This window comes from Cellulosimicrobium sp. MI9406 (assembly GCF_040595865.1).
GTDB classification, from domain to species: Bacteria; Actinomycetota; Actinomycetes; order Actinomycetales; family Cellulomonadaceae; genus Cellulosimicrobium; species Cellulosimicrobium funkei.
Map to the genome: position 1 here is coordinate 168,310 of NZ_JALIZI010000001.1, position 22,624 is coordinate 190,933.

Sequence of the window (22,624 nt, forward strand, 5' to 3'; positions counted from 1 at the left end):
TTGACTCGCGCTCGATCCCGAGACGTGAGCCTGCCAGATCCTGCGCGGGCGCGTAGACGGGCTAGCTCCCCTTCGGCCTTGCGACAAAAGTGCTGAACCTCAGCCTCGAGCACCCCCTGAACGGCAGAGCTGTACGCGACAAGCGCCGAGTACAGCCTCGCCCGCAGGACACCTGCATGATCTGCACGGTCGACCAGGCCGTACCCGCACTGCAGTAGGTACGTCCTGAGGCTAGACGCTGCCACAGCACCGTCTTGGCTCGCGCTCCGAAGAGCGAGACGCGATGGATCGTCGCTGGGGGGAGCCCACCCTAGTTGCGCGACAACAGGCAGAGGAGACTCCGCGAGTGGGGTGACCCACCCGATCATGGCGCTGATGTCCTCAACCCGGTCAAGCTCCGAGAGAATCCCGAGTGGGGTTGACGCGATCAGCAGGCTGCGGGCATAAATCCCCGCCACTGCTACGCGCTGGCGCTCGTCCACGACCATCGGGTCAGGCTGCCAGAACTGCCAGTCCTTCGGTGCTCTGCCCCAGGACCGTGGTGAGCGCCAGCCCAATGGTGGGCTCCACCCGCGCGGGGGTGCGGGCCATGATGGAGGTGAGCACCAGACGAGCGGAACCGTCGAGTAGTCGATAGCGCCCCAGGCCGACGAATCCTCCTCGATGGCGTAGATCTCGCCGAGGCGGGAGTGCGCTGTATCCGACCCGATCGGCTCTTCGCCGTCAAAGTCCCACCATTGCCAACTGCGGTCGGGGGGAGGCCAAGCAACCCCCGGCCGCCACGCCGCTTCGGGGTACCACGCACGATGAGGCTCGGGCCAGCCGGGAGGGGCCAACCATCGGTAGGTTCCGCCAGACGGGGTGGTTCGTCCTGGTCCCACGCGAGGGTCACGGTCGACGAACGACGACCATCGCGAGCCGTCCCACCACCGCCACGCCGGAGCTCCACCCGGATCTGGGTGCCAGCCCGGGACGGTCGGGCCCGAGTCGCCCTCCGTACGCAACTGTTCGATGGTCATCTTGTCGCCACCGTCCCACCTGGCGTGGTCGTCTCCCCGCTCGGCCTTGGCTTCCCCATGGAGCCACCCTTTCGGATCGAAGATCCGTGGTCCACGGCTCACGGCCATGAACCCGAACTTCACCCGCGGCGCCCTTGAACACCGATTGCCAGAATGGTGAGCTGCCGGCATGGAATCCGCCGTCGAAGCCGCTCTCCGCACACGGATCATCCAGTGGGTGCACGACCGGGCCGAGGCGAACGGCGGGTTCCTCCACCGGGACGAGCTGCTCGACTTCCACATCGACGGCCGCAAGCTCCCGGTCATCGACTACTCACGCGGGATCCGCAACCCGCAGAGCTTCTCCTCGACGCTGTCGATCGTCAGCTCGGCGAGCGGACCGTACGACGACACCGAGTCCGACGACGGTCTCCTCCACTACGCGTACCGCGCCGGTGACCCGTGGAGCGGCGACAACCGCAAGCTGCGCGAGGCGATGACGAGCGGGATGCCGCTCATCCTGTTCCGCAAGGAAGTCCCGAACATCTACACCCCGGTCGCCCCGGTGTACGTCGTGGACGACGAGCCGGAGAACAGCCAGTTCCTCATCGCCCTGGACGAGGCCTTCCGGTTCATCCCCGACCCGGCCCACCTCACGACGCCGCAGCGCGAGTACGCGCTCCGGCTCGCCAAGCAGCGTCTGCACCAGCCGGCGTTCCGTACCCGCGTCCTCGTCGCCTACGAGACCCGGTGCGCGATCTGCGAGCTCAAGCACGGCGCGCTGCTCGACGCGGCGCACATCGTCCCGGACAGCGAGAAACATGGACCGCCGACCGTGAACAACGGACTCGCCCTCTGCAAGATCCATCACGCCGCCTATGACCAGAACATGCTGGGCGTGACGCCTGACGGCGAGGTGCGGATCGCGCTCGACCTCCTCCAAGAGATCGACGGACCCATGCTTAAGCACGGGCTCCAAGAGATGCACGGGCGCCACCTCACGCTCCCGCGCCGTCGTGCCGACAGACCCGATCGAGAGCTTCTTGCGTGGCGCTTCGAGCGCTTTGGACGCCTGTAGCGCGCTCACGAAGGACACCCGCTTCGCTATCCCGCGAGGTCGTTTCACCACCGCCTCGGCGGTACGGGTTGGAGCTCGCGCAACCGCATCGAAGGAGACGTGTGAACACTCCGCCGGTCGCCGCGTCGCTCGCTGACGAGCAGGCCTGCTTCACCCAGGCCCGACGTCCGGGAAGCGAAGCGGGCCGCGCGCAGCGCCGCACCGTCTGCCGCAGGGGACATTAAGGCCGCAAGCAGGCTCAAGGCGAACGCCGAGGCCGATGACACGCTGGGAGATCCTTCGGACGCCGCCGCGTACCTCCCGAACGACACGGGGGACGAAACGTTCTACGTCGGGCGCGCAGGGGTGCGGGACGACGCCGGTGACGTCCTCGTCTACTCGGTGGAAGGCTCGCTTCGTCCAGGGGCTCGCCTCGGCGACCGCACACGACCCGGGCGACGCCCTCCGTCAGCGGCGCTATCACGTCCATCCGGTCAACACGATCACGGAGACGAGCGACACGGTCTTCGCCGAGTTCGCCCGGCGCATCGCAGAGCTGGAGGACCTCGACCCCGGACAGGATCCCGTCGCCTACGTGATGGGCAAGGACTCGTTGCTGGTCGATGCGCTCAAGCAGGAGCGCAAGCCGGAGATGCGCCAGTTCGTCGAGACGCTTTAGGGGGCGCAGGCGGCACTCATCAGCGCCGACGCCGAGCCCCTGCTCGTCGTCCAGGGCGGGCTCGGCACGGGGAAGTCCGCGGTCGTGTTCATGGATGCCCACTTGAAGATCGCCCAGTCCGGCATGATCTCGCCTCGGATGCACTACCACGACGCCGTCGACACCCACGGCCATGTCTACGTCGGCTACCTCGGCCCACACCTCCGACGCAGAAGTCCAACTGACCGCGGGTGAAGTCTGACAGCGAGGCTCGGGTACGCCGCCGCACCACTGCTAGCGTCACCGCCGTGGCAACAAAACCCCGGGTCCGCGAGCAGAACATCGCCGTGTTCGGCGCCAGCGGCAGCGGCAAGACCGTCCTCCTCTCGTCGTTCTACGGGGCGGCCCAGGAGCTGGCGCTCGACAAGGAGAGCCTGTTCCGCGTCCTCGCCGACGATGCCGGGCAGGGCAACCGGCTCTACCAGAACTACCTGGGCATGAAGAACCGTGCCAGGGTGCCTGCCACGAACCGCTTCTCCGCGATCCGCTACTCCTTCACTCTGACGTTCAAGGACTCGGGTGACGCCAAGGCCGCCAAGTCGCGACCGTTCGACGAGCTGCGTCTTGTCTGGCACGACTATCCCGGGGAGTGGTTCGAGGAGGAGCCCGGCACCGACGAAGAGTTGACGCGGCGCGTCGACACGTTCCGGACGCTGCTGCGTTCCGACGTCGCCCTCGTCCTGGTCGACGGACAGCAGCTCCTCGACCACGCCGGCGAGGAGGAGCGGTACCTCAAGGCGCTGTTCAGCAGCCTTCGGGATGGCCTGCTCCGGCTCAAGCACGAGCTCCTCGACGACGGCGAACCACTGGTCGAGTTCCCGCGCATCTGGATGCTCGCGCTGTCCAAGTCCGACCTGCACCCCGATCTCGACGTCCACGGGTTTCGCGACCTGCTCGTCGAGAAAGCAGGCAGCGACGTCGCTGCTCTGCACGACGTCTTGCGGGAGTTTGTGCAGCTCCCTGAGGCACTCTCGATGGGAGAGGACTACCTGCTGCTGTCGTCGGCAAGGTTCGAACCCGGACGGATCGAGGTCGCAGATCGCATCGGTCTCGACCTCATCCTGCCGGTGGCTGCGCTGCTCCCCCTCGAGCGCCTGGTCCGATGGGCCGAAAAGCTCGAGATTCCCCGCAAGTGGCTCGACCGCCTCGCAGACAATGCCGATGCGCTCGCTACCGTCCTCATCGGCACGGGGATCGTCGGCACGCTTCTCGGGAAGGTGCCTCGGGTCGGCGCCCTGCTCGCGAAGGTCGCGCTCCCGTTGCTCGCAGGAGCGATTCAGCTCAGCGAGTCGAAGATCAGAGAAGTCAACGAGCAAGCCCGCGCGAACCGGGACTACCTGACCGCGACTCTGACGCAGTTCCAGCTCGACCTCGACCGCGGCGAGGACGAGGGGATCTTTAGGAAGAGCCCTCGGTGAACCTGGTCTGGGCGACGCGCGGTCGGTCCTGGGGCTTCCGGTTCCTCCTCGACGGCGGCTTCGAAGACCCGTTGTCGACGTACGACCTCGCGTTCGCGGGGATCGAGGGCGAGCCGACGGCATACCGCCGTGTCGGGAGGCTCGTTGCTCTGCGCTTCCCCGACCCGGCGGGCCGACACGACCGGGCGGGTCGGGTGATCCCGCACGACATCGTGGTTTTGCCGCCGTCGGCGGACGACGTGCGGTCCGTCGACGACGGGCTGCGCCTCGTCTGGCCCCGGCTGGCGGAAGCGTACGACGGCGTGTGGGACCGGGCGCAGCCACCGTCGCGCGCCGAGGTTCGCCTCGCCCTCGACCACGTGGCAGGCGGCGGTTCCGACGACACGATCTGACGGTCCAGAGTCTGGCGATTCGCATCCCTCCCCAGGAGATCCCGACAGCCGATCGGTGCAATCAGCTCAGTCGTCGCAGGTGTCGCACCGGTCGTTCGCGGGCAGCTGCGTGTGGCACGTGGGGCACGTACCGAACACACGCTCTTCGAGCCGACGAAAGGCGTCGGCTTGCCCTCCCCGGCGAGGACCGCCGCGAAAGTTCGGCAGCTCGACGACCTCGTAGTCGTTCGGGCCACGGTAGATCGAGACGTACCCGGCGCCGAAGTAGGCCGCGGCGGGCGTGCCCGGCGTACCGACCGCGACGTACGACCGGGCCGGTGGGATCCACACCTCGGTGAAGCTCAGACCGGCCGCGATCTCACGGAGTCGCACCCGGTTCTCCACCGGCATACCAAACTCTTCGAGCGCCTCGTCGAACGACCCGAACGTCGCCCGCGCCGCACCGGGGTGGCCTTGCACGGCCGCGCCGTCGACGTCGTCGAGCGGGTCGTCCTGCTCGGCGGCGCCGTCCGGGCCGACGTAGCGCAGCGGGTTCTGTGCTCCGCGCGGGAACCACGGGGTGACGTCGAGACCGTCGTACAACCGATCGAGCTCGGGGTCTTCACGGCCCTCGAACGACCATCGCGCGCCCCCTTCGTCGGGGGTCCACTCGTCGATCCACCACGCGCCGACAACCGCGTTGTCGCGCACTGCGAGGGCGACCTCGACCGCCTCGGGCCCCTCCCGCCGGCGGGCTGCGACACGCCACCACGCGTGTGCGGCGTCGTACAGGATCCGCGCTGAGACCTCGGTGCTGCCGAACTGTGTCACCTTGACCAAGACGGCGCGGTGCTGAAAGGGGACGACCATGTCTGGGACCTCCATGTCACGAGAGACGGAACTTCGATGGCCCGCCGGTACCCGCCAGCTGCGAGGGACGTCGTCGCGAACCGGCCCACACCGTCGGGCACTCAGTCTGCGGCGGTCACCCCACCCAGGGGACCTGCCGCGGCCTGCACCGCGGTCGTGTAGCAGTAGAAGCCTGGCACCCGCTCGCCGACACGGAAGGTGACCTTGTTGAGCTGACCCTTCCGGTTGGCGATGACGCTCCACGGCAGCGGGCCACGGGCCGCCGCGTCCACGAACTGCTGCAGCGCCGCGCGCGACGAGTCCGCGTTGAGGTAGACCGGCACGCCGCGCACGGTCGCCCAGACGACCGCTCGTCCCCCGAACGTGCCCACGTCGGCGAGCGTCGGCGCGCCCGACGCGAGCACCGACCGTACGTGCGCCAGCAGGTGCTGCTCGTCGAACGGGTCGTCCTTCGTCCCGCGGGGAACGGGCACCGCTGCGGGCCCGGCGCTGCGACGACCGACCGTGGAGCTCCCACGAGCTGGTACGGGACCACCGGCCGCTGCGCGGTCCGCCTCCGTGTACACCGCGTGCTGGTCACGCGCCGCAGCGGGCGGCGCACCCGCGGCCATGGCCGTGCGCATGCCGGCCATGCTGCGCGACGTCGCGGCGTACGCCTGGTCGACGTTCGCCGTGTCGTACGTGAGCGACCGCTCGCGCTTCACGCCGAGCGACGCGCCGACCTCGATCGCGTCCTGGTTGGCGCCCATGTAGAGGAATGTCCAGCCGAACTGCTCCTCGCGCTCGGTGACGAGCGCCTTGATCGCGGCGTGCGTGTACTCCTTCGACGCGTTCTCGAGGCCGTCGGTCATGATCCCGACGATCACCGCGCCGGGCCGCTGGTCCTCGGGGAGCTGCGCGATGCGCAGCGCGGTCGTCTGGACGAGGCGCCCGATGGAGTCGAGCAGCGCCGTCATGCCACGCGGGCGGAGGTCGAGCGGCGGGACCTCGCGCACGTCGAGGTCGGTGTAGACCTCCTCGTACTCGTTGTCGAACTGCGCGAGCGTGACCGTGCACCTGCCGGGGGTGTCACGCTGCTCGGTGAGAAACAGGTCGAAGCCCTGCTCGGTGGCCTGCTTGATGGTCTGCATGGACCCGGAGCGGTCGAGCAGCATGGCGAGGTGGGTGAGGGTCTGGTCAGGCATGGCGGTTCCCTTCGTCGTGCTGCTGGACGGACGGCGCGGCAGGTGCTCAGGTGCGACGGCGGAACCTCAGCGGTTCGACGGTGGTCGTCCGCTCGGGCGGCGGTGTCCCGCGCTCGCGGTCGTAGCGGGCGCGCGTGACGCCCTCGGCAGTGACGCGGCCGTCAGGGCTGGAGTAGCCCGCGAGCGCCGACGTGCGCGCGAGGCGGGGCGGGACGGTGTTGGGGGCCACGCCTGCCGCCTCCGCGACCGACCGCATCGACGACCCGGCGAGCAGGGCCTCGGCCATCGCCTCGTCGAGCGCGACGTCGAGCAGCGCCCGGGCACGGGCGAGAGGTTCGACGGCGGCCCCCGGCTCAGCCGCGGCCGCCTCGTCGAGCGCCGCGCGGGCGGCGTCGAGTCGAGGTCGGTGATGTCGCGACGAGTCCGTGATCATGCAATTGACCGTACGTGCACTAACTGCACACATGCAAGATCTGCTTGCTGGTTTCACCCGCGCGGGATCCGAGCACGGCGGTGTCCACGTCCCCGGCCGACCTACGCTGACGCCGTGACATCGACGCTGATCGTCCCTCCGGTCCTGACGCCTCCTCTCCGTGGCGAGGCCGTCAAGCATCTTCGCCGCTACTTCGGCCCCGTGGGCGCGACGACGGGCTGGGCAGGTTCGCGCTTCGAGCGGTTGGCCGGCGGAGGCGACCGCCCGGAAACGGCCGACCGGTTCACGGCGGACGATCTCGTCGCCGTCTCGCTCCTTTCGGTGAACGTCCCGCCGCACGGAGCCATCGATCTCCTCGAGACCCGCGCGGACGAGTTCGCGCAGCTGCTCGCCGAGATCCCGCACGATGTCGAGCTCGTCGACCTGGAGTCGATCCCCGACGACTGGGCTCCGGGCCGACTGTGGGAGGCGCTGCGCGGCATCCAGGGGATCGGCTGGGTCACCGCCGGCAAGCTCCTGGCACGCAAGCGACCGCGGCTCGTCCCGGTCTACGACACCGTCGTCCGGGCGGCGGTCCAGCCGACCGCCTCCTTCTGGGAGGCCCTCCGCGCGGAGCTCCGCGCGGACGACCGCGCCCTCCACCGGCACCTCCTCTCCCTGCGGGACGAGGCCGGCATCGGCGACGACATCTCGGCGCTGCGCGTCTTCGACGTCGTCGTGTGGATGCACCACCGCTACCTCGTGCCCACCGCCGACGCGGAGGTCGCCCGATGACCGCGGGTCACCTCTTCGTCGTCAACGGCCGCCTCGAAGCCCTGAGCGCCGACGCCGTCGTCATCCCGACCGACGCGGGGTTCCGCGTCGAGCGCTGGTGGCGCGACGCGGCCGGACTCGATCCCGCGACCACGTGGAGCCAGGTCGAGCCGGCGGGATGGGGACGGGGTGCAGCCCTCCCCGCGCGGACGTCTCGCCGCAGCACCAAGAACCGGCCCGAGGTCTGGTTCCTCGACGCCGTCGCCACCACGCCTGCCGGCGTGGGCGACGCCGCACGCCGTGCCGTCGAGGCGATCGTCGAGCACTCCGGCGACCGTCTCCGCGCCGCTGCCGAGGCTGCGGGCCGCGAGCTGCCGCTCGTCGCGCTGCCGGTCGTCGGGACCGGCTACGGCGGTCACCGGCTCCGCCGCGGCCAGGTCATCTCCGCGCTCCTCACCACCCTGCACGACGCCGCACGTGACCTGGGCGTCGACGTCGCCCTGGTCGCGTCGAACCGAGCGGACTACTCCGCGCTCCAGCACCGCCGTCGCGTGCTCGCCCGGCCCACGGGGCTCGCTGACCACGTCACGGCCCGGGCCCAGGCTCTCGGCGCGCACGCCGCCCGCGGTGAGCTCGCCCTGTTCTTCGGTGCCGGCGTGAGCATCGCCGCGGGCCTCCCGTCGTGGAGCCACCTGCTGACCGAGCTCGTCGTGAAGCTCGACCTGGACGGCGACGTGCGCGAACGCATGAAGGATCTCGGCCCGCTCGAGCAGGCGGAACTCATCCAGGTCGCGCTCGCGGACCGGTCCGCACGGGCCAGGTCGGACACGCAGAAGGCGCTCGGCGCTCGCGTCGCGAGCATCATCAAGGCCGCGTCCGCCCGTCCCAGCCTCTCCCATGCCCTCCTCGCGAGCATGCGCGTGCGTGAGGCCGCGACGACCAACTACGACCAGCTCTACGAGCAGGCCGTCACGGCCGCGGGCGGCCCGACCGACGGGCTGCGGGCCGACATCGACCGGCTCCCGTGGGACCGAACGAGCACGGGACGGCCGTGGCTCCTCAAGATGCACGGCGACGTGGAGCACCCCGACTCGATCGTGCTGTCCCGCAGCTCGTTCGTGCACTACGACAACCGGTGGAAGCCCGTCGGATCCCTCGTCCAGTCGTTGATGATGACGAAGCACCTTCTCGTCGTCGGGGCGTCCATGACCGACGACAACCTGCTGCGGTTCGCCTACGAGGTGGCCGGCCTCCGGGCGAGCGTCGAGAAGCACGACCCGGCCGCTCCGGAGATCGGCACGGTCCTCCATCTCGCCGACGACGCAGCGTTCAGCCGCCTGTGGAAGGGCCGGTTCGACGTCGTCGTCCCGACCCTGGAGGCCGAGGAGCGCGCCGCGATCGTGACGCCTGACCCGTCCGAGTCGGACGACGCACGGCGCGACCGCGAGGCGACCGAGCGGCGTCGAGCCGCACGGGCCCTGACCGTCCTCCTCGACGTCGTCGCGATGCACGCGGAGCGCGAGGCACCCCACCTCCTCGACGCGCGGTACGTCGACGAGCGCGGCGAGGAGGCGGCATCGCTCGTCACCGACCTGAGGAACCTGGCGAGGACTGCCCGCCAGATCGGCGCCGACGACGCCTGGACCCAGCTCGCCGACGCCCTCGACCAGTTCGGTGCCGGATCGACCGACGGCTGAATCTCACCCGGCGCACGACGCCGTCGTCCACCGCGGACGTCCACGGCGAGGCTCAGGCCGGCGACCACTCCTGCGCCCGGGCGAGGCGACGGCGGACCGCTTCTCCCCCGATGTCCTCGATCCACGAGCGGTCACCCACGACGACCAGGAGCGACCGCGCCCGGGAGAGCCCGGTGTAGAGCATCTCGCGCGCCCGGACGACGTCGCGGACGCCGTTGACGGCCAGCACGACGACCGGACGCTCGAGCCCCTTGAACCCGAGGACGTGCCCGTAGAACACGTCGTCCTCGGCGAAGAACGCGTCCCAGTAGGCGGCGTGGCCGCCCGCCTCGACCTCGTTCACCTGCTGCGGGTGCCGACGCCCGGTCGCGAGCAGCGCGAGCTGCCCGCTCCCCCACCCCTCGTCGAGCAGGGCCTCCACCGCGTCGTCCGCAGCGCCGACGGCGTCGGTCGCAGGAACGTCGACGACCCGGACGGGCGGCCCCTCCATGCCGCGCGGCGTGATGCGCTCCGGCGAGAGCGCCCCGAACACCTGGGCGACCTGCTTCGTCGAGCGCAGGTTCTCGTGCAGGGTCACCGGCACGAGCTCCAGCGGGACGCGTCCCTCGCGAGGGAAGACGCGCTGCGCGTCGTCCATGAAGACGTACAGACCGCCGGAGTCCTGGTCGCGCAGGCAGCGCAGCAGCGACGGCCACCAGAGGTCGCCGAAGTCCTGCGCCTCGTCGACCACGACCGCGTCGAAGAGGTCGGCCGCGCCGCGTGCGTCGGCGAGCGCGCCGAGCGCGAGCGGCAGCCGCCGCTCCCAGTAGTCCGGGTCGTCGTCCGCGCCGGGATCCGCGCCCCAGGCCAGCGGCAGGTCGTGGAAGAGACCGACGTAGGCCGGACGGTCGCGCGCCGGCCACTGCTCGACGATCCGCTCGAAGTAGCGGCCGAGCCCGCGCGAGTAGCACAGGAGGGCGATCCGCTCGCCGGCTCGCGCTCGCCGTCGCGCCTGTTCGAGAGCGAGCCACGTCTTGCCACACCCCGCGCCGCCGACGACGCGCATCCGGTGCACCTCCGAGAGCGCGTCGAGCGTGCGGGACTGGTCGCGGGTCATCTGCTCGAGCCGCGTCTCGTGCTGCGCCGCGAGCGCCAGGTGCTCCGCCTGGCTGGGAAAGCCCCCGGTGAGCGACTCGACGAGGTCGGGGACGTCGTCGAGGGCGAGCGGCGCGTGCCCCTGGCCGTGGCGCTCGATCGCGTGCTTGACGCGGTCGGCCACGCCGAGCGGCCGCTCCAGGTCCGTGCGGTCGACGAGCATGTCTCGCGGCAGGTCGAGCGACGACCAGTCGGCCGGCACGTACCGGTGCGGCAGAGCGACGAGGTGCGCGGTGCGCGCCCCGCCGGCCCAGAGGCCGCGACGACGCAGCAGCGCCTGGAGCGCGTGCCGGGCCCCCTGCACCTGACGGACCGGGTCGATGCGGTGCCTACGGTCGCCGCTGCCCTGGTACCACGCGCCCTCGTGCCGGTCGACGTAACCGCCCTTGACCTCGATCGCCGCGATCCCGACTCCCGGCCACGCGACGAGCACGTCGATCTCGTACTCGTGCTCGTCCTCCTGGAGGTGCAGGCCGTGGACGACGACCGCGTCGTCCGGCAGCTGCGCGACGAGCGCCTCCCACACGGCGCGCTCTGCGCCGCCGTCGTCGGGAAACGTCGGGTCGGGGGGATACGCGTGCGGCATGACCTGTTCGTACCGCACCGGCCCGATGCCGTCACGGGTGCCGGCGGGACGGTGCGCCACCCTCATCAGATTTCACCCGCCTTCGCGGAGGCGACCACGCTTGCGGGATGCACGGCACGCACCCACGCGAGGTAGGCCGCGCGGCGGGCGGCGTCGTCGAAGCTGCCGTGGGCTGCCCAGTGGTCGTGCCAGGTGAAGAGGCGCTCGGGCCGCGAACGCATCGCGTCCTCGATGATGCCGTCCTGGACCGTCCGCCGGCCCCAGTACGGCGCGCTCGGGTCGAGCCGGAGGACGGGGAGACCCGTGGCGCGCGCCAGGCGCCACCGCTCGGGAAAGACCAGCGTCACGTAGGCGCGCATCCGTGGCTTCATCGGGTCGTCCTGGTGGCGCGGCGCGAGCGACGGCACGCCCAGTGCCGAGGTGAGACGCGAGTCGACGGCGAGGCAGTCCGCGCACACGGAACGCTGCACCCGCAAGGTCCCGTGGGAGTACGAACTACCCCGCAGGCACACCTGGCACAGGGTCAGTCCGGCGCCGACGGCGCACGCGCGGGACGGCGTCGGGCGGGGGACGCCGGTGTGGACGGGGCAGATCAGCCCTCCGTCGGCGGTGAGGAGGACGCGGCACGCCTCGTCGGTGCGGACCCAGTGGGTGAGGACGGACATCGGTACAGCCCTTCGTTCAGGGCCGACGACCGGTCGGCGCGCACCGTCGCGGTGCGGCCGAGGCGGACGTCGACCTCGCACTTCCCTCGGCCGGTCGGCCGGGGGCCGGTCTTCCTCCTGGGGCACCGTGCGCGAGGGGCGCGGTTGCCGGACCAGCACGCGGAGGGCGTATCGCTGGACACTCGTGACCTGGGCAGATGTCTACCTCATCCGCCGACGGACAGCAAGAACGCTCCTCGTGTCCGCCGGGCTCCGCGCCCTCGGAGCGGTGCCGAACCCAGGTCGCCTCGCAGCACCCGCTCCCCAGCCGCGCAAGGCGCGTCCGGCACAGGGTCGTCTCGGCGGGAACGGGGTGAGGTCTCTGATGGGCAGGAACTGCTCGGCCAAGGGGCCGGCGGAGTCGCCCGGTGGCGCGCCCTTAGCGGCCGTCCAACAACCCGATCGCGACGCCGACCACCAGCACCGCCACGATGACGACGACGCACCACAGCACCCCGACGAGCCCAGGCCGGGGCCCGTCGGGCCGTCCACCGTCGTCGGGCGGCCTGTCCTCGCGCCGCGGGTCGTCAGGCTGTCGGTCCATACCGCCAGGACACCACGCGGGCCGCGGGCGAGCGCGGGCAGGGAGCGGCCGGACCCCGCCGACGCGCGAGCCCCGGCACCGCTCCGTAGTCTCGCGGGATCCCTGGTTCCGGCGAAAGGTGACCCCATGACCGACGCCCCGACCCCTCCCCCGGCGACGGGCCGCATCGTGCTCCTCGGCGCGACGGGCTACACGGGCACGCTCGTCGCGCACGAGCTCGTGGCCCGCGGCGCGAGGCCCGTGCTCGCGGGTCGGTCCCAGGACCGGTTGGAGGCGCTCGCCGCCGACCTCGCCGCGGAGACACCGACCGCGACCGCACGGACCGCGGCGGCACCGTCCGCGACGGCACCGTCCGCGGCCCGTCACCGCGCCGAGCCCGCGGGCTCGCGCGAGGCCGGGAGCCCGCCGTCGGGCACCGCTGCGCGCACGCCGCTCGAGACCGCGGTCGCGGACGTCGACGACGCGCGGACCGTGCGTGCGCTGGTCGAACCGGGCGACGTGCTGATCTCGACGGTCGGCCCGTTCGGGCGGCACGGCGGCCCGGCGGTCGAGGCCGCGATCGAGGCGGGCGCGGTGTACCTCGACTCGACGGGCGAGCCAGCGTTCATCCGGCGCGTGTTCGACGAGCTCGGGCCGCGCGCCCGGCGCACGGGTGCGGCGCTGCTCACGGCGTTCGGCCACGACTGGGTGCCCGGCAACCTCTCGGGGGCGCTCGCGCTCCAGGAGGAGGGCGCCGACGCGGTGCGCCTGGAGATCGGCTACTTCCCCACCGGCGGCGGCGTGAGCGGCGGCACGCGCGTGAGCGCGCTGGAGACGGCGCTCGAGCCGTCGTACGCGTGGCGCGACGGCGGTCTCCGGAGCGAGCGCATCGCGGCGCGCGTCGTCACGTTCGACGTCGGCCCCGGCCGGCGCGTGCGGGGCGTCACCGCGGGCGGCACCGAGCCGTTCACGCTCCCCGGGCTCGAGCGGGGGCTGCGCGACGTCGAGGTGGCGCTGGGCGTGTCCGGTCCCGCGGTGCGGCTCGCGCCGGTGGCGACGGCGGTCGCGACGGCCGCGCTGCGCGTCCCCGGGCTCGGCGACGGCCTGCGGCGGCTCGCCCGCTCGCGCAGCGGGTCGAGCGGCGGGCCGGACGAGGCAGCCCGCGCGGCGTCGCGCACGCACGTGCTCGCGGTCGCACGCGATGCCGAGGGCAAGGTGCTGCGCCGGGCCCGACTCGACGGTCCCGACGCGTACGACCTCACGGCCCACTACCTCGCGTGGGGCGCGACCCGAGCAGCGGCCGGCGAGACGAACGGGACGGGAGCGCTAGGCCCGGTCCAGGCGTTCGGCCTCCAGCCGCTGCTGGCCGCGGCCCGCGCCGCCGACACGACGGTGACCACCAACCGCTGACCACCACGCCCTCACCGACCGTCGACCACGGGGTTGCCGACCAGAAACAGCCGCAAGAGGTCGCCATCCCCGTGTTCGACCCACGGCGTGGCTAGGACGGGGCGGCAGGTGGGCCCGGCGGGGCAAGGCGATCGTAGGATCGGGGTGATGTCTGACCACACGATTGGGGCGCCGTCCGCCCCTCATGACGAATCGCCCCTGCCGCCGTCTGCCGCGCTCGCGCGCAAGACCGCGGACCCGAAGGCCATCCTGCGGCTGGTGGGCAACGACGAGTCCGTCGACGACCTGCCGCGCACGCCCGAGGGGCTCATGGAGCCGCCGTCGGGCGTCGGGACGAAGATCCGCAACGGGGTGCTGCTCGCGCTGCTGTCGGGCGGGTTCGTCTGGCTCGTGACGGTCAACGCGTGGGACCACGACGGCTTCTTCCCGTGGTTCTGGAACGTCGTGTGGACGATCTTCCCGTGGGTCTTCCTCGGCCCGATGTGGGCGGGCTACGCGCGGTCGCTGCGCCGGTCGCGCGACGACGCCCCGCTCTACGCGCAGTACCACCGCGACCGTCTGGCGGCGACGCGCGAGGCCGGGGTCGTGACGGCGTCGGTCACGGACCGCACGGAGTCGGGCGGCGTCGCGCACTGCGCCGTGCGCGTGCGGCACGGGGCGCTGACGACGACGGTCACGCGCCTCGCCCCGGTCACGAACCTGCTCCCCTCGGAGGTCCCGCAGCCCGGCGACCCCGTGGTCGTCTGGCGCCTGCCCGGGGAGCGGGTCGTGGTGCAGGCCCGCCGCGACCGCACGCGCGCGCTGCACGACGCCGCCCGGGCCGCGAGCGCGACCGTTGCCGACGCACCGGTCGCCGACGACCCGACGAGCGACGCGGACGTCCCCGCGTGGGGCTCGCCCACGCGCTCGTCGTCCTCGACGACCACCACGTACACGACGACCCGGATGACCCGCGGCGCGGGCACCCCCGAGGTGACCGTGCAGCACGGCGTCACCGCGGCGCTCGCCGAGCTCGCGAGCCTGCACGCCGCGGGCTCCCTCACCGACGACGAGTTCACCGCCGCCAAGCGGATGCTCCTCGGCGGCTCCTGAACCGACGATCCCCCGAGCCACCGAGCACGAGGTTGCTGGCGGTATCGCCGTGAGAACGACAGCAACGTCGTGCTCGGCGCCGACCCGGCAGACTGTCCTCCGTGAGCAGCAGCCACCGACCCCGGCAGCCGTACCGGCCGACGATGGTGTGGACCGCCGTGCGCGGCGGCGTGCGCGGTCGCGAGCGCCTGACGCCGGTCGCCGACTACCTCGCGGTGCTGCTGATCCTGCTGGCGCTGTGCGGCGGCGCGGTGGCGTTCGCGGTGTGGCTCCTGCGGAACGACGAGGGGTTCGCGGCCGCCCTGATCGGCATCGTCGCCCTCGCCTTCGGCGGCGGGCTGCTGGCGTACGTGCGCGGGCCGTCGAAGCACGCGGTCGTGCTGCGGCCGCACGAGGTCGAGCTGCCGGTGGGTCGCGCTGAGGTGGCCCGGGTCGTCGTGCGGTGGGACGACGTCGCGCGCGTCCACGTCGTCCCGGGCGAGGGGCGCCCGTCGCTCCGCGTCGAGCTGCACGACGGCGCGCGGTCACGCCACGCGGAGGGCGAGGACCTGCTGCAGGGCCGGCCCGCGCACGGACCGGACCCCGACCCCGTCGTCGTGACGGACCCCGAGGCGGTCGCGCGCGTCCTGCGGCACCTGCTCGACCACCCGGAGGACCGCGCGCGCCTCGCCCAGCGCGGCGGGCTCGGGATCGTCCTGGCCTTCGTCCGCCCGGTGTACGGCGAGCCGCCGGCCTGACCGGTCCGCGCGGCGTCGGGCAACCCGGCCGCCCTGCCCACAGCCCGACGGCGAGGCACGCCCCTCCCGGGCGCCCCTCCCGGCGGGGCAGGCCGAGCACGACCCTGCGCGCGGTCGAGAACGACTCTCTCGTCGGGATACCGCCCCAGGCGACAGCAACGTCGTGCTCGGCGCACCGGGGGTGTCTCTCGGACCCGGGGTGGGCCGGGACGACGACGGCCCGGGCCCGCTCCTGGAGGGAGCGGGTCCGGGCCTTCGCCGGTCGGACGTGCTGGTGGGACGGGTGCTGTCAGCGGCGACCGATGTCGGACAGCTGGGCCGCCGTGATGACGAGGTCCCGCTCGGCGTCGTCGAGGACGCCGTCGAGGACGAGGTCCTCGGTCACGAGGCTCACGTGGTCGACGAACTCACGGTGCGTCGCGTACTCGTCGTTCTCGGCGACGTGGTCGTTGACCGTGCAGCCGGTGCCGTCGTCGTAGTTCTGCACCGTGCTGTCGTGGCCGTCGATGATCACGGTCGGGCGGATGTCCGAGCCGACGCAGCGGTCCCGCACGAGCTTGAGGACCGTGAAGGTCACCTCGCCGCTCGTGACGTTCCCGACGCCGTCGACCGCGCGGTACCGGACCACGTGCTGGCCGTCGGCCGCGAACGCGACCGGGGCCGCGTAGCGCTGCCACGCGCCGTCGTTGGCCTGGAACTCGATGCGGTCCACGCCCGACTCCTCGTCGACCGCCGTGAGCGTGACGCGCGCGCTCGCGACGAAGTCGCCGTCGCGCGTGCGGCTGCCGCTGACGCCCGCCGTGACGACGGGGCCGTCGGTGTCGCCGCCGGGCTCCTCGCCGCCCGCGATGACGAACGTGACCGTCTTCGGGGCGGACACGTTGCCCGCGACGTCCGTCGCGCGGTAGGTCACCGTGTGCGACCCGGGGGTCCGCACGGAGATCTGCTTGGCGTACGGGGTCCACTCGCCGCCGTCGAGCTGGTACTCGACCGACGCGACGCCGGAGTCGGCGTCCTTCGCGAGGAGGCGCACGAACACGTTGTCGAGGTACTCGCCGGCCTCGTTCTTGTCGCCCCCCATGACGCGGTGGTCGACGGTCGGGGCGACGGTGTCGCCGCCCTGGCCCGCGACGACGTCGAACGTGACGGTCGCCGGCTCGCTGACGTTCCCCGCGACGTCGGTCGCGCGGTAGGCGAGCGTGTGGCGGCCGGGCTCGTCGACGACGACGGCCCCGGTGTACTCGGTCCAGCCCGCACCGTCGAGGTCGTACTCGACGGTCGCGACGCCCGAGCCGTCGTCCGTGGCGGTGAGCAGCACGGACGCGGAGCCGACGTAGGCGCCGTCCTCGTCCTGCTGGCCGCTGAGCTCGGTCGCCACGACGGGGGCCGTGGTGTCCTCCTCGGCCTCCGCGACGACGACGAACTCGGTGACGGTCTCCTCGGAGACGTTGCCCGCGACGTCGGTGGCCCGGTAGACGAGCGTGTGCTCGCCGGGCTCGTCGACGACGACCGGCTCGGTGTACGGCTGCCAGCCGGCGCCGTCGAGGTCGTACTCGACGCTCTCCACGCCGGACGCGTCGTCCGTCGCGGTGAGCGTCGCCGTGGCGGACCCGACGAACGCGCCGTTGCCGTCCTGCGTGCCGGTGACCTCGGCGGTGACGGTCGGGGCGGTCGTGTCGTCCTCGCCGCCGCCGGCGACGACGGTGAACGTCACGGAGCCGACCTCGGACACGTTGCCCGCGACGTCGGTCGCCCGGAACGACACGGTGTGCTCGCCGACCTCGGTGAACGGCACCGTGGTCGTGTACGGGAGCCACGCGCCGCCGTCGACCTGGTACTCGACGGACGCGACGCCCGAGCCCTCGTCCGTGGCGTGGAGCATGAACGCGGCGGTGCCGACGTAGGCGCCCGACTCGTCCTGCTGCCCCATGACCATGGGCTCGACGACCGGGGCGGTCGTGTCCTCCTCGACGTCGCCCTCGACGACGGTGAAGGTCGCGGTCTGCGCCTCGGACGTGTTGCCCGCGGCGTCGGTCGCGCGGAACTGGAGCGTGTGCGTGCCGACGGCGTCGACGACGAACGGCTCCGTGTAGGCCTGCCAGCCCGCGCCGTCGAGGTCGTACTCGACCCCGGCCACGCCGGAGTCGTCGTCGGTCGCGTCGAGCGTCACGGTCGCGCCGCCCACGTAGGCGCCGTCGCCGTCCTGCTCGCCCGTGACGAGCGCGGTCACGGACGGGGCCGTGGTGTCCTCGCCGCCGGTGCCGCCGTCGGTCACGACGAGCTCGCCCCACATCTCGCCGTGCCCGGGGATGGCGCAGAAGTAGCGGTACTTGCCCGGGGTGAAGGTGACCTGGGCCTCGTGCCGCCCGCCGTTCGCGTCGAACGGGCTCGCGAGGATGTTGAGGTTCACGTCGTGGTTGTAGCCGGGCGACGACGTGTCGAACGTGAGCGTGTGGCTCATACCGAACGTGCTGCCGGTCGCCATGCTGTTCTCGAACACGATCGTGGCGGGGCCCGCCTCGGCCGTGGCGGGGAAGGCCTTGTAGTCGGTCACGCTGTTGTCCGCGGTCCACGTGAGGACCTGCTCCGCGGCGACGGTGGCGTCGGCGACGGAGAAGACGGACGACGGCGCTGCCGTCCCTGCGGGGGACGCGGACGCCGGCGCGACGGTGAGGACCGTCGTCGCGGTGAGCCCGGCGACCGTGGCGGCGAGGAACCGCCGCGCGCCGCGGCGGCGGACGCCGCCGGGACTGGTACGTCGTTCCATGAGGGTGCACTCCTCGGGGGGTGTCTCGGGAAGGTTCTGGGGGTGGTTCTGGGGGCTCTGCCGGGTACGGGCGGGGACGGCCTGGCCGGCCGCCCCCGCCCGGCGGTGCTACAGGTCCGCGACCCGGATGTCGCGGAACTCGATGAGGTCCGCGTTCCCGTGGTTCTGGAGCCCGATGAACCCGCTGTCGAACTGGCGCAGGTCGGTCGGCGGGTCACCGGCACGGGACGACTGCTGTCCCGGGGTGTTCTCCCACTCGTTGATGACGACGCCGTTGCGGATGATCGTGTACTGCTGGCCGACCACCCGGATCTCGTACTCGTTCCACTCGCCCTTCGGCTTCTCGCCGCCGGTGTTCAGGCCGAGCGGGTCGAAGTTGTAGACCGAGCCGGTCTTCTGCGGCTCGCCCGTCGGACCGTCGTAGATCTGGATCTCGTGACCGCACGAGATCGCGACCCACGCGGGCGACTGGTTGGCCGCGCACGGCACGTCGCCCGGGTCGTTCGGGTTCGGGAACCGGGTGAACACGCCCGTGTTGGCGTAGTGGTCACCCTCGGAGACGTCGCGGTACAGGAGCTTCACGGAGAAGTCCCCGAGCTCCTCGCCCGCGTACCAGAGCATCCCGAGGCCGCCGCTCGACTTCAGCGAACCGCCCGGCTCGAGCGTGAACTTGCCGCTCGGTGCCTGGAACCAGTCGTACAGCGACTCCTGCGTGCCGTCGAAGATCGTGCGGTACCCGCCCGGGTCCACGCCGATCTGCGACCGCGCCGCGGCGTCGACGAGGCGAGCACGCTCGCGCTCGTCGATCCGGCTGTCGTCGTACAGGCTCTTCGCGACCGACTCGACGTGCGCCAGGAACCGGGCGTGGGTGCGCCACTCCTTCTCGTCCTGGAACAGGTCGTTCATCGTGCAGGCGCCGAGGTCGAGGTTCTCGACCGTGGAGTCGACGTCGCCGAAGAACACGGTCTCGCGCTCGTCGGGCAGGGTGCACGACGGCGAGCCGTCGGTCGTGACGGTGGCCGTCGAGCCGTCCGCGTACGTGACGGTGAGCTTGGCCTCGTAGGTCCCGATGCGGGGGTACTTGTGCTTCGGGTTGGCCTGGCGCGAGGTCTTGCCGTCGCCGAACTCCCACAGGTAGGAGACGCCGCCGGACCGCGCACCCGTGAACTGCACCGTGAGCGGGTCGCCCTGGATGCTCGTCGCGGACGCGGCCGGGGCCGGGGTCGGGGCCCCGCCCTGGTACGTGATCCGCATGAGCTTCTGGTTCGGGTCGAGGCTGAAGAAGCCGCCCGCGTAGTCGACCAGGTACAGCGCGCCGTCCGGACCGAACTTCGCGTCCATCCAGCTCTGGAGCAGCCCGTCACCGCGGCCGCCCGGGATGATCTGGCGGAGGTCCTCCATGAACACGGGGGCGTCCAGGTTCTCCGGGTCGACCGTCACCGCGACGCGGTTGTTCGAGTTCGACTGGTCGCCGATGAACCACTTGCCCTCCCAGTACGACGGCCACGCGACGTCGGACTCGGGGTCGACCTGCGACTGGCGGTACGTCGGACCGGACATGACGGCCTGGCCGCCGCCCCGCAGCCACGGGATGGTGTAGGTCGCCTCGTCGTCCTCGTACGTCGGGATGCCGTTGCCGCGGTCCGGGAAGACCGGCCCGCCGCCCGAGGGCGAGTACCAGATCATGTTGTTCCGTACCGGCGGGAGGTCCACGAGGCCCGTGTTGCGGGGCGACGTGTTCTTCGGGTTGTCGCAGTCGTACCAGCCGGTGAGGACGCTCGCGTCCTCGTTGCTCCGGTCGCGGTACGGCTGCTTGTTGCCCATGCAGTAGGGCCAGCCCTGGTTGCCCGCGGACGTGATGATCGTCGCGGTCTCGTACTTCGCCGGGCCGAGCTCGGGGCTCGGGCTGCCGGCGTCCGGGCCCACCCAGGCCGCCGTCAGCCAGTCGGTGTCGGGGTCGATCTGGAGGCGCGAGATGTTGCGCACGCCCATGACGTAGATCTCCGGGCGCGTCTTGTCCGCGGGGTACTCGCCCACCGGGAACAGGTTGTCGTCGGGGATCGTGTACGTGCCGTCGTCCTCGGGGTGGATCCGCAGGATCTTGCCGTTGAGGTCGTTCGTGTTGCCCGACGTGCGGCGCGCGTCCTGGAAGCTGATGCCCGCGAACTCCTGCGTCCAGTTGTTGCCGGAGTACCCGTTCGACCCGCCGGACGAGTTGTTGTCGCCCGAGCCGATGTAGAGGTTGCCCTCGCTGTCGAACGCCATGCCGCCGCCCGCGTGGCAGCAGCTGTGGATCTGCGTCTCCCACTCGAGCAGGTCGACGCGCGTGCTCTGGTCGATCGTCGGCGTCTCGGGGTCGTAGGTGAACCGCGAGACGGTCCGGTAGCCGACGCGACGCTCGCGGTCGATGTTCTCGTGCGGCATCCAGTACACGTAGAGCCAGTGGTTGGTCGCGAAGTCGGGGTCGGGCACGATGCCGAGCAGCCCCTCCTCGTTCTTCACCAGCTCGTCGCCGCTGCCGCGGTTGCCCATGACGTCGAGCGTCGTGAGCAGCTTCGCCTCACCCGTCTCCGGGTCCCACTGGTGGATCGTGCCGCAGCCGAGGCCCACGTTCGGGTCGCTCCACGGGACGATCGGGCCGGTCGGGCAGGCGCCGCGGCCGATGTAGAAGACCGTGCCGTCGGGCGCGATCGTCAGACCGTGCTGCTCGCCGTTCTGGTCGAGCGTGCCGGCCGTGTTCACCTGGGACAGGCGCTCGGCCTTGTAGTTCGACGCGATGGTCGCCTGGCAGTCGCCGCGCACCACGCCCGTCGTCCACTGGAGCGCACCGAGCAGGTGCTCGCGGAACGTCGCGTCAGCCCAGCTCTCGGGCGTGCCGCCCATGCCGGTGAAGAACGACCGGCCGCCGTCGTAGTCGCGGCACCACGAGACGGGCTGGAACGGGTTGGTCGTCGGGCCGGCGTCGGCGCCGGGCTCGAGCGTCGCGACCGTGTGGACGTCACCGGTCGGGTCGTCGGCCCAGTCGAGCCACCGGTCCTCGCGGTCCCACGTGAGCGGGAGGTCCGCCGTCGCGGGGTGCTGGCGGTCGACCAGGTCGACCGTGCGCTCCTCGAGCGGGATCTCCGGGTCGGGCTGCTCGACGGAGTCGGGGCCGAAGATCGAGAGCTCCGCGAGCTGGATCTCGGCGTCGCCGGAGTTCGCGGTGACGTCCAGCCGGTACCAGCCGTACGCGGTCTCGTTCGCGACGTCGAACGTGCGCGGCTGGAAGCGCTGCGGGAAGTCCTCGTCGGCGCGCGTGTCGAGGTCGACCCACGTCTGCCCGTCGGTCGAGCCCTGGAGCTTCCAGTTCTTCGGGTCGCGGCCCGCGGAGTCGTTCGCCGACGTGATGCCGTACTTCACCACCGCGACGGGCTGCTCCATGCGCAGCGTGAGCTGGCCCGTGCGGGCGAACGTCAGCCACTTGGTGTTGGGGTCGCCGTCGACGGCCTTGGCCGGCGTCTCGGCGGCCGGGCTGCGGCCGGTGCCGGTCGCCTCGGCGACCTTCTCCGCCGTCATCGTGGCGCCCTTGATCCGGGCGCCGACGAGGCCCTCGAACCACTTCGAGGCCTCCTGCGAGCGCGCGGCGTCGCGCACGCCGAGGAAGCCGCCGCCGCCGTTGATGTACGCCTGGAGGGCGGCCTCCTGCTCGCCGCTCAGCTCGATGCCCTCCGCGGAGAGCATGACGACGCCGCGGTACTCGCCGAGCGTCGCCGCGCTGATCATCTCCGGGTCGGACGTCGCCTCGACCTCGAAGCCGTTGGCGGCCCCGATCTCGGTGAGCGCCGCCGTCGCGTCGACGACGGGGTCGGTCTGCTCGTCGGGCGCGCCGTGGAACACGAGCACGCGCACGGGCGCGGCTGCGGCGGCCGGCGCGGCGGCGACGGACCCCGCCGCGAGGGACCCGCCCGCGCTGACCGCGGTGGTCGGTGCGGTGGCGCCGGTCTGGGCCGCCGCCGGGAGGACGGCGGCGCTCGCGACGAGCGCGACGCCCGTCAGGCCGACGGTCAGGGCCCGTAGTGCCCCCGGTCGGGAGCGCCCCCTCGTGGGGGGTGTCGATCGTCTGGAAAGCACTCTCCAACTCCTTCGTCATCGGTGCGACGCCCCCGGACGGGCCGGGAGCGGGTCCTGCCGGG

17 protein-coding genes and 1 riboswitch are annotated in these 22,624 nt (G+C 72.0%); of the genes, 9 read left to right on the plus strand and 8 right to left on the minus strand.

Annotated elements, in window-relative coordinates:
* The first annotated feature begins 1,188 nt into the window (after positions 1–1,188).
* The 4 genes from MT994_RS00760 (at position 1,189) to MT994_RS00775 (ending at position 4,583) form a co-directional block, all read left to right on the plus strand.
* Positions 1,189–2,076: an HNH endonuclease gene (locus tag MT994_RS00760; RefSeq protein ID WP_354804663.1), complete on the plus strand. Its 888-nt coding sequence runs from the start codon at positions 1,189–1,191 to the stop codon at positions 2,074–2,076.
* 361 nt (positions 2,077–2,437) lie between these two features.
* Positions 2,438–2,734, plus strand: coding sequence for a hypothetical protein (locus tag MT994_RS00765; RefSeq protein ID WP_354804664.1), 297 nt, complete (start codon positions 2,438–2,440; stop codon positions 2,732–2,734).
* Between the two features lie 287 nt (positions 2,735–3,021).
* Entirely contained in the window at positions 3,022–4,191 is a 1,170-nt protein-coding gene (locus MT994_RS00770; RefSeq protein WP_354804666.1) for an ATP/GTP-binding protein, read from the plus strand.
* Entirely contained in the window at positions 4,188–4,583 is a 396-nt protein-coding gene (locus tag MT994_RS00775) for a hypothetical protein (RefSeq protein WP_354804668.1), read from the plus strand. The genes MT994_RS00770 and MT994_RS00775 overlap by 4 nt, the downstream gene beginning before the upstream one ends.
* A gap of 66 nt (positions 4,584–4,649) precedes the next feature.
* Here the strand turns inward: MT994_RS00775 and MT994_RS00780 are convergent, their stop codons facing one another.
* The 3 genes from MT994_RS00780 to MT994_RS00790 all read right to left on the minus strand — a co-directional run bounded on the left by MT994_RS00780 (position 4,650) and on the right by MT994_RS00790 (position 7,049).
* Entirely contained in the window at positions 4,650–5,447 is a 798-nt protein-coding gene (locus MT994_RS00780) for a hypothetical protein (RefSeq protein WP_354804669.1), read from the minus strand.
* An 86-nt stretch (positions 5,448–5,533) separates the two neighbouring features.
* On the minus strand, positions 5,534–6,616 hold the full coding sequence (locus tag MT994_RS00785; RefSeq protein ID WP_354804670.1) for a hypothetical protein: 1,083 nt from the start codon (positions 6,614–6,616) through the stop codon (positions 5,534–5,536).
* A gap of 46 nt (positions 6,617–6,662) precedes the next feature.
* On the minus strand, positions 6,663–7,049 hold the full coding sequence (locus MT994_RS00790) for a hypothetical protein (RefSeq protein ID WP_354804671.1): 387 nt from the start codon (positions 7,047–7,049) through the stop codon (positions 6,663–6,665).
* A gap of 114 nt (positions 7,050–7,163) precedes the next feature.
* Between MT994_RS00790 and MT994_RS00795 the strand changes: the two genes are divergently transcribed.
* Positions 7,164–7,823 (plus strand): DUF6308 family protein, encoded by a 660-nt coding sequence (locus tag MT994_RS00795; protein ID WP_354804672.1) that lies wholly within the window; start codon positions 7,164–7,166, stop codon positions 7,821–7,823.
* Positions 7,820–9,499: an SIR2 family protein gene (locus MT994_RS00800; protein ID WP_354804673.1), complete on the plus strand. Its 1,680-nt coding sequence runs from the start codon at positions 7,820–7,822 to the stop codon at positions 9,497–9,499. The genes MT994_RS00795 and MT994_RS00800 overlap by 4 nt, the downstream gene beginning before the upstream one ends.
* A 52-nt stretch (positions 9,500–9,551) precedes the next feature.
* On the opposite strand, the gene MT994_RS00805 is transcribed toward MT994_RS00800, so the two are convergent.
* From MT994_RS00805 to MT994_RS00815, 3 genes are all read right to left on the minus strand, one after another.
* A complete protein-coding gene (locus MT994_RS00805) occupies positions 9,552–11,219 on the minus strand; it encodes an NERD domain-containing protein (RefSeq protein ID WP_354804674.1) in 1,668 nt (555 codons plus the stop codon).
* Between the two features lie 65 nt (positions 11,220–11,284).
* On the minus strand, positions 11,285–11,884 hold the full coding sequence (locus MT994_RS00810; protein WP_354804675.1) for a hypothetical protein: 600 nt from the start codon (positions 11,882–11,884) through the stop codon (positions 11,285–11,287).
* A 72-nt stretch (positions 11,885–11,956) separates the two neighbouring features.
* Positions 11,957–12,074: riboswitch (SAM riboswitch) on the minus strand.
* A gap of 228 nt (positions 12,075–12,302) precedes the next feature.
* Positions 12,303–12,467 (minus strand): hypothetical protein, encoded by a 165-nt coding sequence (locus MT994_RS00815; RefSeq protein ID WP_354804676.1) that lies wholly within the window; start codon positions 12,465–12,467, stop codon positions 12,303–12,305.
* A gap of 126 nt (positions 12,468–12,593) precedes the next feature.
* Between MT994_RS00815 and MT994_RS00820 the strand changes: the two genes are divergently transcribed.
* From MT994_RS00820 to MT994_RS00830, 3 genes are all read left to right on the plus strand, one after another.
* A complete protein-coding gene (locus MT994_RS00820) occupies positions 12,594–13,856 on the plus strand; it encodes a ubiquinone biosynthesis protein UbiD (protein ID WP_354804677.1) in 1,263 nt (420 codons plus the stop codon).
* 147 nt (positions 13,857–14,003) lie between these two features.
* Entirely contained in the window at positions 14,004–14,948 is a 945-nt protein-coding gene (locus MT994_RS00825) for a hypothetical protein (RefSeq protein WP_354804678.1), read from the plus strand.
* A 101-nt stretch (positions 14,949–15,049) separates the two neighbouring features.
* Entirely contained in the window at positions 15,050–15,685 is a 636-nt protein-coding gene (locus tag MT994_RS00830) for a glycosyltransferase (RefSeq protein ID WP_354804679.1), read from the plus strand.
* A 289-nt stretch (positions 15,686–15,974) separates the two neighbouring features.
* Here MT994_RS00830 and MT994_RS00835 read toward each other — a convergent pair whose 3' ends face one another.
* Together MT994_RS00835 and MT994_RS00840 are read right to left on the minus strand one after the other, a co-directional pair.
* Positions 15,975–18,452 carry an Ig-like domain repeat protein gene (locus tag MT994_RS00835; RefSeq protein WP_354804680.1) on the minus strand — a complete coding sequence of 826 codons (2,478 nt, stop codon included), beginning with the start codon at positions 18,450–18,452 and terminating at the stop codon, positions 15,975–15,977.
* A gap of 108 nt (positions 18,453–18,560) precedes the next feature.
* A complete protein-coding gene (locus MT994_RS00840; RefSeq protein WP_354804682.1) occupies positions 18,561–22,562 on the minus strand; it encodes a ThuA domain-containing protein in 4,002 nt (1,333 codons plus the stop codon).
* Between the last annotated feature and the right edge of the window lie 62 nt (positions 22,563–22,624).